This is a genomic window from Protofrankia symbiont of Coriaria ruscifolia (genome assembly GCF_900634745.1).
GTDB lineage: Bacteria > Actinomycetota > Actinomycetes > Frankiales > Frankiaceae > Protofrankia > Protofrankia californiensis.
Map to the genome: position 1 here is coordinate 1 of NZ_CAAAFR010000032.1, position 13551 is coordinate 13551.

The 13551-nt window shown below is 67.6% G+C and carries 11 protein-coding genes; 5 read left to right on the plus strand and 6 right to left on the minus strand.

The features are described 5' to 3' along the window. Positions 1-2490: ATP-binding protein (locus CV1CTNOD_RS03515; protein ID WP_131784728.1), on the plus strand; the 2490-nt coding region annotated here is incomplete at its 5' end. A gap of 267 nt (positions 2491-2757) precedes the next feature. Next, a complete protein-coding gene (locus CV1CTNOD_RS03520) occupies positions 2758-3423 on the plus strand; it encodes a response regulator (RefSeq protein WP_207386160.1) in 666 nt (221 codons plus the stop codon). A gap of 97 nt (positions 3424-3520) precedes the next feature. On the opposite strand, the gene CV1CTNOD_RS03525 is transcribed toward CV1CTNOD_RS03520, so the two are convergent. The 5 genes from CV1CTNOD_RS03525 to CV1CTNOD_RS03545 form a co-directional block, all read right to left on the minus strand. After that, a complete protein-coding gene (locus CV1CTNOD_RS03525; RefSeq protein ID WP_242606333.1) occupies positions 3521-4012 on the minus strand; it encodes a MarR family winged helix-turn-helix transcriptional regulator in 492 nt (163 codons plus the stop codon). A 40-nt stretch (positions 4013-4052) separates the two neighbouring features. After that, positions 4053-4850, minus strand: a complete 798-nt coding sequence (locus CV1CTNOD_RS03530) for a YceI family protein (RefSeq protein ID WP_131784729.1) — start codon at positions 4848-4850, stop codon at positions 4053-4055. Between the two features lie 212 nt (positions 4851-5062). Further along, positions 5063-5812, minus strand: a complete 750-nt coding sequence (locus tag CV1CTNOD_RS03535) for a DUF305 domain-containing protein (RefSeq protein ID WP_347402884.1) — start codon at positions 5810-5812, stop codon at positions 5063-5065. A gap of 5 nt (positions 5813-5817) precedes the next feature. Continuing rightward, a complete protein-coding gene (locus CV1CTNOD_RS03540) occupies positions 5818-7263 on the minus strand; it encodes an FHA domain-containing protein (protein WP_131784730.1) in 1446 nt (481 codons plus the stop codon). Between the two features lie 274 nt (positions 7264-7537). After that, the gene (locus CV1CTNOD_RS03545; protein WP_131784731.1) at positions 7538-9325 is read right to left on the minus strand and encodes a glycoside hydrolase family 15 protein; all 1788 of its coding nucleotides are present in this window, start codon (positions 9323-9325) and stop codon (positions 7538-7540) included. A gap of 438 nt (positions 9326-9763) precedes the next feature. Here CV1CTNOD_RS03545 and CV1CTNOD_RS03550 point away from each other — a divergent pair, with 438 nt between their 5' ends. Beyond that, the gene (locus tag CV1CTNOD_RS03550) at positions 9764-10240 is read left to right on the plus strand and encodes a hypothetical protein (protein WP_242606334.1); all 477 of its coding nucleotides are present in this window, start codon (positions 9764-9766) and stop codon (positions 10238-10240) included. A gap of 539 nt (positions 10241-10779) precedes the next feature. On the opposite strand, the gene CV1CTNOD_RS03555 is transcribed toward CV1CTNOD_RS03550, so the two are convergent. Beyond that, positions 10780-10983, minus strand: coding sequence for a hypothetical protein (locus CV1CTNOD_RS03555; protein ID WP_131784733.1), 204 nt, complete (start codon positions 10981-10983; stop codon positions 10780-10782). Between the two features lie 256 nt (positions 10984-11239). Between CV1CTNOD_RS03555 and CV1CTNOD_RS03560 the strand changes: the two genes are divergently transcribed. Both CV1CTNOD_RS03560 and CV1CTNOD_RS03565 read left to right on the plus strand, forming a co-directional pair. Beyond that, positions 11240-12655: a glycosyltransferase family 2 protein gene (locus tag CV1CTNOD_RS03560; RefSeq protein WP_242606335.1), complete on the plus strand. Its 1416-nt coding sequence runs from the start codon at positions 11240-11242 to the stop codon at positions 12653-12655. Continuing rightward, positions 12652-13434, plus strand: a complete 783-nt coding sequence (locus CV1CTNOD_RS03565) for a class I SAM-dependent methyltransferase (protein ID WP_131784734.1) — start codon at positions 12652-12654, stop codon at positions 13432-13434. The genes CV1CTNOD_RS03560 and CV1CTNOD_RS03565 overlap by 4 nt, the downstream gene beginning before the upstream one ends. Positions 13435-13551: the final 117 nt, after the last annotated feature.

Sequence of the window (13551 nt, forward strand, 5' to 3'; positions counted from 1 at the left end):
ACGATGGTGGAGCAGCTGTCGTCGTTCGCGGCGGAGGTGACGCGGGTCGCCAAGGAGGTCGGCACCGAAGGCAAGCTCGGCGGCCAGGCAACGGTCGACGGGGTGGACGGCACCTGGAAGGCCCTCACCGACAACGTCAACCAGCTCGCGTCCACGCTGACCACCCAGCTCCGGGCGATTGCCGAAGTGTCGACCGCGGTCACCCGTGGTGACCTTACACGTTCGATCACGGTGGAGGCCGAGGGCGAGGTCGCCGAGCTCAAGGACAACATCAACCAGATGATCGCCAACCTGCGGGAGACGACCGAGAAGAACGCCCAACAGGACTGGTTGAAGTCGAACATCGCCCGCATCGGCAGCAAGATGCAGGGCCAGCGTGACTTGTACGCGGTCTGCCAGATGATCATAAGTGAGATGACGCCGGCGGTCGGTGCCCAGCTCGGCACGGTCTACCTGCTCGACTTCATAGAGGGTGACAAGCTGCGGCATGTCGCCGGTTATGGTTCGGCGCCCCGCAAGCGTTCCGACGGCACCTTTCTCTTCGGCGAGGGCCTTATCGGCCAGGCCGCGCTGGAGAAGAAGCGTATCCGGGTGGAACAGGTACCCACCGGCTACCTCTACATCCGCAGCGGTCTCGGGGAGGCCCCACCGGGTGATCTCGTCGTCGTGCCGGTCCTCTTCGAGGAACAGGTGCTCGGGGTCATAGAGCTCGCGTCCTTCACCCGGTTCTCCGACCTGCACCTGCACCTGGTCGACCAGCTTGTCGGCACGATCGGCGTCGTCCTGAACACGATCATGGCGAACGCGCGGACGGAGGAACTGCTCGCCCAGTCGCAGCGCCTCACCCAGGAACTGCGTTCGCAGTCGGTGGAGCTCCAGCGCACCAACAACGAGCTGGAGGAGAAGGCCGCGCTGCTGGAGGAGAAGAACCGGGAAATCGAAATGGCCCGCATAGGTCTGGAGGAGAAGGCCGAACAGCTCGCCCTGTCGTCCCAGTACAAGACGGAGTTCCTGGCGAACATGAGCCACGAGCTGCGTACACCGCTCAACAGCCTGCTGCTGCTCGCGAAGCTGCTCGCCGACAACCCGGAGGCGAACCTCACCACTAAGCAGATCGATTTCGCCGAGACGATCCACTCGGCCGGTTCCGAACTGCTCGAGCTCATCAACGACATTCTCGATCTGTCGAAGGTCGAGGCTGGCAAGATAGACGTCGAAGCCACCACGCTCCGCACCACAACCCTCTGCGACGCGGTCGCGCAGATATTCGGCCCGCTGGCCGAGGAAAGGGGGCTGGCATTTGAGGTGACTGTCGCGAGCGACGTCCCGGCGGAATTCGTCACCGACGAGCAGCGCATCCAGCAGGTACTGAAGAACCTGCTGTCCAACGCGGTGAAGTTCACTGATTCCGGTGAGGTGCGCCTGGACGTGACCGTCGCCTCCGACGAGGTCACGTTCACAACGCCGAGCCTGTCCGCCGCGCCCGTGGTGCTGGCGTTCAGCGTGTCCGATACCGGTATCGGTGTGGCGGCCGACAAGCTCCGCATGATTTTCGAGGCATTCCAGCAGGCGGACGGGACGACGTCACGCCGCTACGGCGGCACCGGACTCGGTCTGTCGATCAGCAAGGAGCTCGTGCGGCTGCTCGGCGGGTCCATCGGGGTTGCCAGCGCTGTGGGTCAGGGCAGCACCTTCACCCTGTACGTGCCGTCGGTGATGCCCTCGGAGGTCCTGCCCTCCGCCACTCCCGGGGACAACGATGAGATCATCATGCTGTCCGGGGCACCCCGCGTGGCGCTGCTGCGGCGACCGGCCGGGGCGCCGGTCAGGCAGCTGTCGGAGGGATCCCAGCCGGCGGGGGAACCGGCCGGAACCGGTCGGGGCATCCGTGCGTCCGGGTTCGTCGACACGTTGGACCAGGAAGTCAACCGTGAGCCGACCGTCACGACCTGGCCGGGCAAGGAGGGGCTGGGCACGGTGTCGGTGCCGGCGGCACGCCGTTCGTTCCGCCCGGGCGCCAGCCCTGGGCTGGTGACGACGGGCATGTCGTTCCTCACCGAACCGCCTGAGGAGCTCACCCGCCGGGAGCTCGTGAGCGGGCCGGACGAATCCGACCCGCTGGTCGGCTCGACCGTGCTTGTCGTCGACGACGACGTCCGCAACGTGTTCGCGCTCACCAGCGCGTTGGAGATGCACGGCATGCGGGTGCTGTACGCGGACAACGGTCACGACGCGATCCGGCTGCTGCAGCAGGAGGGCTCGATGATCGATCTTGTGCTGATGGACGTGATGTTGCCGGGCTTGGACGGGAACGAGACGACGTCGACGATCCGGCAGATGCCCGCTTTCGCCACCCTGCCGATCGTGGTGCTGACCGCGAACGCGATGCCGGGCGACCGGGAGAAGAGTTTCGAGGCAGGTGCAACCGACTACATCACCAAGCCTGTCGATCTCAATCATCTGCTCGGTGCCATGCGGTCACAGCTGTAGAGCACCGAAGTCGCTGATGCTCGCTGATGTGGGAGCCCGAGGATAGGGCCCAGGGGGCGCAGGTGTGGTCCGCGGGTACCGCGGGCACCGCAACGGCAGGGCACTGTCTGGCCGAGCGCTTTGTCGGTGATACTTCCGGAGAACGGAACGTGAGTATTGCGGAAGGCGCGTGGCCGTAGATGCTCGCACAGTTGAGGTTGCTTGTACGGTTGAACTTTGATGCATGTCCCAATGGTGGCGACACGCCGTGAGCGAGGAGGCGGGCAGGTGACCGAGCGCAAGGGCAGCCTCGTGGGCGCTGCGGACGCCGAAGACGCGCACGGTACGGAGCGTCCGCGCAGCAAGATCCTTCTGGTGGACGACAGGCCCGACAACCTGATGGCCCTTGAGGCGATCCTGGCCTCCCTCGACCAGGACCTGATCACCGCGTCGTCGGGGGAGGACGCCCTCAAACGCCTCCTGGTGGACGATTTCGCCGTGATCCTGCTCGACGTCCAGATGCCGGGCATGGATGGTTTCGAAACCGCACACCGCATCAAGCAACGCGGCCGGACGCGGGATACCCCGATCATCTTTCTCACCGCGATCGACCGGGAGCCCCATCACGCGTTCCGCGGTTATGCCGTCGGCGCGGTCGACTACATCGCCAAACCGTTCGACCCGTGGCTCCTGCGCGCGAAGGTCACGGTGTTCGTCGAGCTGTTCGAGAAGAACGAGAGGGTCGCCGAGCTCGCCCGGGCAAGGGTCCGTGACTTCGACCTGATGACCGAGATCGCCGAACGGCTCTCCGCGCTTGAGGTGCTGCTGGAGGGTGTATCCCCGAGCGTGCCAGAGGAGACCATTGCCGCGGCCGCGGCCGAGGTTCGCGGCCTGGTCGCGCGGCTGCGACCGTTTTCCCGGGCCGGCGGTGGCGGTTCGGCCGCGGCATCCTGACGCCTCGCGGCTGCGGGAGGCGGGCCTCCCCGACCTGCCGGATCCGGCAGGAACCCCGGCTGTGAAAACATGATCGCTCCGCTTTTGCTCCTCGCGGTCACGGATGATTGTCGTGATCGGGCCGCGGATGCTGTCGAGTGGTGCTGTGGTCGGCCAGGGCGTCCACCAGGTGGGTCAACGCGGGCAGGGCGGCCATGATCGCCTCCCGGTCCGGGTCCGACAGGCGGCCGAGCGCCTCCCCGAGCCGGCGCTCGTGCGCATGCTGCCAGCCGGCAAGCCGCTGGGAGCCGGCGTCGGTGAGTGACACCTGGGCGGCGCGACGGTCGAGCGGATCCCGGTCACGGCGGACCAGGCCGGTGTTGGCGAGCTGCTGGACGAGGGTGGAGACACTGTTGGGAGCCAGGCGCAGCAGACCGGCGAGTTCACCGACCCGCGTGCCGTCCCGCTCGTCCAGGCATTGGAGAAGCTCGATCTGGGCCATCGGCACAGACTCCCATGGATAGTCCGAGCGGATGCTCGTGCGTAGGACACGGCGCAGGCGGGTCACCACCTCGGTGAGACCTCGGACGTCCGGGTCGGCCACGGTCACAGACACAGACGGTACGCCCGAGGTGTCACCTCCGGTCGGGTCAGGACTTGTCGAAGTTGAGCAGGACCTCTATGACCCCGTTCTGCTCGACCTTGATCCCGCCGATGTTCGGCGGGCTGACGTCGTAGTCCCTGAACGTGACCGGGATCTGCCCGCTGGCCCGGATCTGCCCGCCGGCGCGCTGGGCGTCCAGCGAGATGGTGACGGTCCTGGTGACGCCGTGCAGGGTCAGGTCACCCGTTGCCTGGTAGGTCCTCTTCTCGCCCTCCGCGGGCACCGATCCGAGGTCGATCGGCCTGGTCAGTTTGAAGGTGGCCGTGGGAAACCGGGACGTTTCCATGATCTGACCGCGGAACTGGCTGTCGCGCTGTGACTGGTCGCTGGTGACCGTGGTCATGTCCACGGTGAAGTCGGCGGACGGCACGGTGGTACCGCTGACGACCAACTGCCCGGTGACGCCCGAGGTCCGACCGACCGCGGTGGTGTCCTGCCCGAACAGGACCTCCTTGACACGGTAGCCGGCCTGCGAGCCGGAGGCGACCTTCCACGTCCCGTCGAGCGTGGCATATGCGGTCCCACCGGCGGCGCCCCCGGCGGTCGCGGCGGTGCCCGGCGCCGGCTGGCTGTCCAGCGACAGTTCGGCCGGCGGATCCCCCTCGATGAAGTTGATGTAGACGAACGGCCCGCCGACCACGAGGGCAGCCACGACCACCCCGCCGATCACCACGCCCTTCAGCCAGCTTGGCCGTTTCTTCTTCGGCGGACTCGGCGGACTCGGCGGACTCGGTGGATCCGGAGGACCCGGCGGGTTCGTCTGCCGGGAGGTGTCGGCTGTCATGGATTACTCCTCGTAATTACATGGTGAATTGTGACCGGTTAGTGGCATTACGGTCTGGCGGACGATCGTGTCCGTGGCCGGCTGCATGAATTGGATGTTGCACGGGCAACATCAGGAAATCATCAACCTGATTCGGTCCAGCAGTCTGTCAGCGCGGCGCCAAAGATGGCTACGGACTGTCGCTACCGGGACGTCCGGGTCGCGGCGGTGAGTCAGGCCGGGGGAGCGCCGAGCGCGCGCAGGTCGGTCTGCATCTGGTCGATCTCGACCGCCTGGTTGATGACCATCGCTCGGGCCAGGGCTCGTACGTCCGATTCCTGCGCGCGGGCCGCGGCCTGCTGGGCCATCGTGATCCCACCGCGATGGTGGCGGATCATAAGAGTGAGGAAGAGGACGTCCAGATCCCGACCCTGCGCTCTGGACAGCTGGGTCAGTTCGGGATCAGTGGCCATACCAGGCATTCGTGATGAATCCGGCGGGATTCCGGCGGCCGCGCTGCCGGTCGAACCGCTGTGCGCGACGTCGTGGCCGGTCTCGGCGCTGTGGGTGTCATGACCGCTGTCGTGCATCCAGCGCATCGGCGGTTCGGTCGAGACCTGCGGCAGGTGCCAGCTGGTGAGCCAGGCCGACATGATGCCGATCTCCCGCTGCTGGGTGAGCGCGATGTCCTGAGCGACGCTACGTTGAGTCATGTCCGCGCCGCCGCGGAACTCCACCATCGCCATCTGGACGGCCTGGGAGTGATGGGCGGACATGTCATAGGCGAACCCGGCGTCCACGGAGTCCGCATCCGGCGGACGATCGACGAGTCCCCGCAGGCCCGCACCGGCCGCCACCAGGGCGAGCGCCACGACAGTCAGCGCAACCACCCACGGCGCCCGAGGCACGATCCGGCCCCTGCGCCTGACCGCGCTCCCGCCCGCGGCCTCGTCCGCCGTCTCGTCGGTGCTGTCGTCGACCACCGTGGTCAGATCTGCATCTGGGAGTTGAACACGAACGTCCGCTTGCCCACCTGGACCCGGGTTCCGGGGACCAGCGGAGCCGGCTCGTGCGGGTTCAGCGGGGTCCACACCGTCGCCTCGGGCGGGGCGATGTAGGTACCGTTCGCGGAGCCCTGATCCGCGATCACCGCGTCCCAGCCGTTGAGCGTGATAACCGCGTGGACGCGGGAAACCGCACTCTCGCCGTCCTCGACCAGTAACGGAAGCGCGCGGCCGGCGCGGACGGCGTCGTCACGGTCGGGCTGTCTGCCGATCACGATGTCCCTGTCCACGTTGATGGTCCGCCCGTCCTCGAAGACGATCACGCCGATGGTCGGTCGGGGTCCCCGGACCGGATTGCCGGTCTGCTGGGCCAGGGACAGCCCGCACTCGGTGCAGTAGGGCGCGGCCGGGTGGTTGAAGTGGTTGTTGGCGCAGAGTATGCCCTCGACCTGGGCTTCGGACCCGCCTGGCAGCATGGTCGGAGCATCCTGGTCGTCGAACAGGTCGGCGACGTCGAATCCGCGGCCGGGCAGCTCGGTGAGTGCCTCGCTCTCGGTGTCCTCGATCCGCGCGGCCGGGTCACGCCCGGCAAGCTCGGTCGGCGGATCGTCGCCCGAGGCGGTGAGGGTGGCGAAGTCCGCGGCCTGCGTGGGCTGGCCGGCGCGCAGGTGAGCGGCAGTGTCGATCTCCTTGCCGTGCAGCGGTGTCAGAGCCGGCGGAGCCGTCGACACCGACTCGGCGGAGGAGCCCTTGGACGGGCCGGCGTCCGCTGACGGGATCGGCGCCGCCCCGGTCATCGGGTCGCGGGGCCCACCGAAGCCGGCCGCGAAGTCCTCCTCGGTTCCCCTCTGCGGGACGAACACGGGCACGTCGCAGGCCACCAGGCTCGCCCCGATTCCGGGTACCGCGCCTATCCGCAGGTCCAGCGGGAAGGCGTCGGCGGCCGGGCTGTTCGCCGCGCCCCCGACACCGGCGACACCCGCGACACCGGCCGGTCCGAGCGTGCCGGCCGGGCCTATGTCCAGGCGGCCGAGTTCGGCCGGAAGCAGACGGTCCACCCAGGTGGCCGACTCGATCCCGGAAAGGGTGAGCGGGGTCGGGCCGTGGGCGGCCACCTCCATCGAACCGTGGATCAGCACGGCCAGCCGGTCGCCCACACCTGCCAGCAGCGCGAAGTCGGGTACGGCCTCCGGGTCGGCGTCGGCGAGCAGCCCGGCGACCCGGCGCACCAGCCGGCGGCCCGCACCCGAGGCCGGCCCCGCCTCCCCGGCCACGTCGGCGCACAGCGCCAGCAGGGTCTTGGTCATCTCCGACGTCCCGGGACGTCCGGTGCTGGCAACGACGAGAACATCCGACAGGCGAACCACCACACCGGTCTCGGCTCCACGCCCGGCTGCCACCACGACCCGGAAACCGTCAAGTCCCGCCATCGTCGCGCCCCTCGTCCCTCGTCCCTGGCCTGCCTCGGCCTCTGCCCCGCCCCTGCCGGCGCGTCCAGCCCGCCGGGGGCGGATCATCCGCCGGCATCCGGCGTGTCCTACCCCGGTGAGCCACGTGTACCCACCCATCCTGCCGGTGGATCGGGCACACGTCAGCAACATGTCAGCTACCAGCTGACTTTCCGTCGGAAGCGGGCTTTCACCTGGTCGCCGCCGGGATGCTGTCTGGTCGGCGCCGGGATGCGCTCAGCCGAGGGTGAGGCGCTCAGCCGAGGGTCCTGTCCAGATGGAGGGCCGCGCTGATCAGAGCGAGGTGCGTGAACGCCTGTGGAAAGTTACCAAGCGCTTCTCCGGACGGCCCGATCTCCTCGGCGTACAGGCCGACGTGGTTGGCGTAGGTCAGCATCTTCTCGAACACCAGCCGGGCCTCGCCGACCCGGCCGGCCCGGGTGAGCGCCTCGACGTACCAGAACGAACAAAGGTTGAAGGTGCCCTCGTCCCCGTGCAGGCCGTCGCTTCCGTCTGCCGCGTAACGGCGCACCAGACTGTCACTGACCAGTTCTTCGCCGAAACGGTCGAGGGTCGACAGGAAACGGGGGTCGGTGGGCCCGGAGAACTTGACCAGCGGCATGCACAGCAGGGAGGCGTCCAGCCGTGACGACCCGGGATGTTCCATGTATGCGCCGCGGGCCGGATCCCACGCCGCGTTCTGGACGAACCGGTATGCGCGGCCGGCGTACTCCTTCCACTCGTTGGTGGGGCCGGGCAGGCCGCGCTGTCGGGATATGCGGCACGCACGCTCGAAGGCCACCCATGTCATCAACGCCGAATAGGTGAAGCGCTGCCGGCCGCCACGAGTCTCCCAGATGCCCTCGTCGGGCTCCTCCCAGTGCTTGGCGAGCCAGTCCAGCTGACGGGAGAGCGCCTCCCAGAGCTGGAAGGAGATCGGCGCGGCGAGCTTGTTGTAGAGGTACACCGAGTCCATGAGCTCGCCGTAGATGTCGAGCTGGAGCTGCCCGGCGGCGCCGTTGCCGATCCGCACCGGTTTCGAGCCGCGGTAGCCGCGCAGATGGTCGAGCACGATCTCGTCGAGGTCGGCGTTGCCGTCCACGCTGTACAGGACGTGCAGGCCCTTGTCGCCTGGGGCCTCCTGGCAGCGCTGTTCCAGCCAGTCCATGAAGGCGGCGGCCTCGTCGGTGAACCCGAGCGTCATGAGTGCGTAGATGGTGAACGCGGCGTCACGGATCCACGTGTACCGGTAGTCCCAGTTGCGGATACCGCCGAGTTCCTCCGGCAGGGAGGTGGTGGGCGCCGCCACCAGCGCTCCGGTGGGCCGGTAGACCAGCAGTTTGAGCACGAGCGCGGAGCGGTGCACCATTTCGCGCCAGCGGCCGTGGTAGCGGCTGCGGCGCAGCCAGTTCTGCCAGTAGGTCAGGGTACGGTTGAACAATCGTTCGGCCTCGCCCTCCACCAGCGGGCGGATCGGAGTGTTCCACTCCAGGACGACGTCCGCGCTCTGCCCCATGTCGAGTGCGAACGTCGCCGTGACACCGGTGCCGTCCCTGGCAAGCGGAATGGAGGTGCGCAGGGTGAGGCTGCCGACGGGAGAGTCGAACACCGCTCCCTGACCTTCGACAATTGTTACCGTGTGCGACGCCCGCCCGTAGTCGAAGTGCGGGTGACAGCGCAGCGAGAACTCTGCCCGACCGCGTACCGCCCTGGCCTGCCGGACGACCACGTGTGGCGACTCGGTGACGTCGCTGTCGACCGGGACCATGAAGTCGACGACCTCGCCGACGGCCTGGGGGGCGAGGAAGCGGGTCATCAGGACGTTGGAGTCCGGCAGGTAGAGCTGCTTGGCCCGGGAGCCAGGGCAGTGGATGCGGAAGGCTCCGCCGCGTTCGACGTCCAGCAGGCTTGCGAACACCGAAGGTCCGTCGAAGCGCTGCGGGCAGTACCAGTCGATGGTGCCGTCGGTCGCAACGAGCGCCACCGTGCGCAGGTCGCCGATGACCGCATGCTCCTCGATGGGCGGATAGCCGGTGTCGCGCATGGGTGGCCTCTCCGGTGGGCTGCCAATAGGATCATCGTTTAGGGCTCCCGCGAACGTACGTCCGGCCACCGGCTCGTGAGCGTCAACTTCTCGAAGTGTCGGGCGATACCGATCATTACGTGTGAACGTCAGATCACGCGGACGCCGCTGCCAGCGTTGCGGAGCCGGCTTGCGGAAGCCCGGGGCCATACAGAATTGATCATCAGGTCGGATCGCCGGTGGGGTGCCTGCCGATGATGGCCGAGATGGGCTGGCCCTGACCTGGGGCTATCATAAATTCATAACAAAAAGTGTTCAGATGGGCGCAATCCGGGCTGGGGGTTTGGGCGTCCGTGCTGGTAGCCGTCGATACCACTCTACGATCACGCCATGCCGGCACAGAGGCCAACGGCACAGGATGGTCAAGGCGGTCTTGTCATGTTCGCCAAAGGTGACCGGGTGTCCCCAGTTGATGATCTTGGCGGCGGGGTCTGGTCACGCTGCGGGACCGTCCTGGCTGTGCACGCGGCACCGCGCCGTGAACTCGCGCCGGGTGAGGACCGGGTCCGGGTCGAGGCGGCCGGATGGCTGCCGTCCAACGCGGCCCGGGCAACCGTGCTGTGGGACGACGGCACGGCAGAGATCATCGCGGAAGACCGACTGCTCATGGTGTACGACCGGGCGGAGCCGCTGGGCATCCGGGTCGTGACCATGGCCATGACGGCCCCTGCCGACGTTGTCGAGCACGGCGGGCATGTTGTGCTGCTCCTGCGCGAGGGTCTGCTACCACCGCAGGAGGTCCAGTATCTGCGGGAGAAACTGCGCGGAGTCCGTGCGTCGCTCGCCCCGGCCGGCCCGGACGGCCGTTCGCCGGCGGAGATCCGCCGCCGCGATCTCGAACTGCTGCGAGCACTCATCGCCCAACTGACAGATTAGCGGCTCTGCGCACCCGACTGGATATCGTAGCCACTCGATCGCAAATGGTTACCATCTGGCGTCCGTGTTCTGGCCCAAGTACGCCGACCTGGGCAAACGTGGCGACCGAGTTGAACGGATGAGCTGCGGGACGCCTTCTTCTCCAGGCTTGCCTGAATACACTTTCCGGTCAGCTGCGAAGAGCCGCTTATCAGGGGGAAGGATGTGAATGCGGTGCTGTCACAACAGCACCGCATTCACATCCTCGGGCCTGGTCGGGGACAGTACGTCTGTGGTTGGTATTTGTTTATGGCTTGGCGATCACCTGTCGGCGATCACCAAGGGGGCTCGTGTAGGTGGAGTTGCTTTGCGACAGTACAGAAACCCTTGCGTCTGCGGTTGGCCGTTTCCGGTGGATCAACGATCACCTGACCGGTGCTCCGGAGGGCCAAAGGCGGCGCGATCATGCTTTTCTCGCGCTGCCGGCGGCCCAGGTCCCCGGGGCGCTGGTGGTTGTCTGCTTGGTGACGGTGCGGGGCCCCTGCGTCTGTGGTTGGCCGTCAGGAAGTCGAGTAGGGGCCGGGGCGCACGGACGGACCGCCGTAGGAGTTGCCGTTGAGGCTTCCTCGTGGCGGCTGTTCCGTCATGGCCTGACTGACCTTGGATGCGATGGCTTCGGTCAGTCGGATCGCCTGCGTGAGTGACAGGTTCAGCACGATCTCACTGTCATCGGTCATCGCAAAGCGTACCGAGACATCCGCCATAGTAGTTCCTTCCCTCCTGTGTCGGCCGCGAGAAGCCGGTTTGGTCCCTCCCACCATCCCTGATTGCGTCGCCGTGCTGGCAGGCACCCCCTGGCAGCCTATGGGCGCATCCTCGGAGTTCGGTAAATGATATTTCTAAATGCAAGGTATATCTTACTCAAAGTAGGCGACCCGCGGTTCACTCCCGCCACTCTTTCACTTTAAGTGTTAGTACCGTCACCGATAGTGCCTATTGTTGATCACAACGGGAGGTCTGGTGACTGAGAACTCGGTGGCCCTTACGACCCGGCCGGCGGCCCCGGGCTGCCCAGCACCGCAGGGCCGACAGCGGCGTGATCATGCTTCTTGCGCGCCCGGGGCTCCGGCCGGATCTGCAGTCCGGAAGCCGATCCGGGAGGTCCGGCAGGCCCGGGTTCCCGGGCCGCTGAGCGGATCAGCCATCGGCGGTTCCGCCGCCGGCGTCACGCAGGAGACGGGCATCACGGTCACGATCGTGGAGTCTGCTGCGGACGGTCCCGCCGGTCCCGCCGGTCCCGCCGGGCTCGGCGCCGTTGCCGTCGAGCTCTGCGTTGTTGAGCCTTCTGCCGTCGAGCCTTCTGCCGTTGATCTTTGCGCTGTCGAGTCCGGCGCAGTCGAGGTCTCCGTGGTCATGCCGTGCCTCAACGAGGAGGCATCGGTCGGGATCTGCGTGGCCAAGGCGTTCGCCGGCATCGCTGATGCCGGGCTTACCGGCGAGGTAATCGTCGTCGACAACGGTTCCGCGGACGCGTCGATCTCGGTTGCTCTCTCGGCCGGCGCACGCGTGCTGACCGAATCGCGACAAGGCTACGGAAACGTCTGCCTAACCGAATTCGCGGCGGCGCGGGGACACTACCTGGGTAATCCACTGCTCACCGGGATGCTCAACAGGCTCTTCGGCGTCACCTCGTCCGACGCCCACTCCGGAATGCGCGCGTTCACCCGCGCCGCGTACGAGCATATGCGGCCCCGATGCGAAGGCATGGAACTCGCCTCGGAGCTGGTCATCTCGGCTGCCCGGGCCGGCCTGCGGGTCGAGGAGGTGCCGATCACCTACCATCGCCGGGTCGGCGCGTCCAAACTCCGTTCGCTGCGGGACGGCTGGCGGCACGTTCGCTTCATGCTCCCGCTCGCGCCCCGCCACCTGTTCGTCATCCCGGGCCTGGTGTTACTCGCCTTCGGTGTCGCCGGACAGCTCGTGCTGCTGCCGGGAGTTTTCGATCTCGGTTTCCGCCGTCTCGACGTCCATGTCTGCGTGCTGTTCGCGATGGTCGCCGTCCTCGGCTGGCAGGTGGTACTGCTTGGGATCTTCGCTGATGCCTACAACCGTGCGCTTGGCCGGGCCCGGTGCCCTGGCCCGCTGCTCGCCCGCGCGTACCGGCACTTCACGTTGGAGCGCAGCCTGGTGGCCGGTTGCGTCCTGTTCGTCATCGGCTCCGCTGTCGACGGGGTCGTCCTGGGACGCTGGATCGCCGCCGATCCCGGCCCGCTGGAGGAACTGCGGCCGGCGCTGCTGGCTATGACGTTGACGGTGCTCGGTGCCGAGACCGGATTCGCGTCCTTCTTCCTGCATCTGCTGACCGCCGGGAGCGCTGCCGGTGTCCGCGGCGGTGTCGGCAGCTCGGAGCCTGGCGTGCCGGTTGGTGGAAAATGACCACGGTAGCCGGGGCCACCGCTGCCGCCGCGATCCGTCTGCCGGGTGGCGTCGACCCGCGGGCGCTGGAGAATCACCTGGGCGGCGCTGCTGCGGCCAACTATCGGCGTTTCGAGCTCGATCTGGTCTCGCCGTACTGCGGTCGCCGGATCCTGGAGGTCGGGTCGGGCCTGGGCGAGTTCGCCGCTGGACTCCGCGGATACGACTATCTGACTGTCTCTGACACCGACACGTTCTGTTTGCAGACTCTACGTGACCGATTTGCCGGGCGGGCCGACGTCGACGTGGTTGCCCTCGATGTGGCCGGGGTCGCTGCCGGGTTCGAGGCTGGGGTTGAAGCCGGCGGGCGGGTCGTTCCGGTCGACACGCTGATCATGATGAACGTCCTGGAGCACGTCGACGACGACGTCGCCGCGTTGCGACGGCTGGGGAGCCTGGTGTCACCGGGTGGTCGGGTAGTGCTGTGGGTACCGGCGTACCCGGCGCTGTACGGGGAGTTCGATCGCATGGTGGACCACTTCCGCCGCTACACCCCGGCCACGCTGCGGGCGCGGGTCCACTCGGCCGGCCTGCGCGTCGAGCGGCTGGGGCCGGTGAACCTGCTGGGTGGCATCGCCTGGTGGGCGGCGGTCCGCTGTGCCGGGCAGCGGAGCGCCGACCCGCGCCTGGTGGGCGTCTACGACCGGATCGTCGTGCCGACCACCCGGTTCATCGAACGCTGGACGAAGGTCCCGTTCGGGCAGTCGCTGCTGTGCGTGGCGGCCCTGCCGACGGCGTGACCGCGACCGGGCCTGTGCCGGCACCGGCCGACCTCGGTTCTGCCATCCCGGAGCTCGCTTCTGCCGCCCCGGACCTGGCTCCTCTCCCCCGGACCGCCGCTCGCCGGCTGCGTGCTG

Coding starts and splice junctions, on each gene's coding strand:
- CV1CTNOD_RS03530 (WP_131784729.1), bottom strand. CDS start 4,850: ATGACAGCCGACACCTCCCGGCAGACGAACCCGCCGGGTCCTCCGGAT.
- CV1CTNOD_RS03540 (WP_131784730.1), bottom strand. CDS start 7,263: ATGGCGGGACTTGACGGTTTCCGGGTCGTGGTGGCAGCCGGGCGTGGA.
- CV1CTNOD_RS03545 (WP_131784731.1), bottom strand. CDS start 9,325: ATGCGCGACACCGGCTATCCGCCCATCGAGGAGCATGCGGTCATCGGC.
- CV1CTNOD_RS03555 (WP_131784733.1), bottom strand. CDS start 10,983: ATGGCGGATGTCTCGGTACGCTTTGCGATGACCGATGACAGTGAGATC.
- CV1CTNOD_RS03565 (WP_131784734.1), top strand. CDS start 12,652: ATGACCACGGTAGCCGGGGCCACCGCTGCCGCCGCGATCCGTCTGCCG.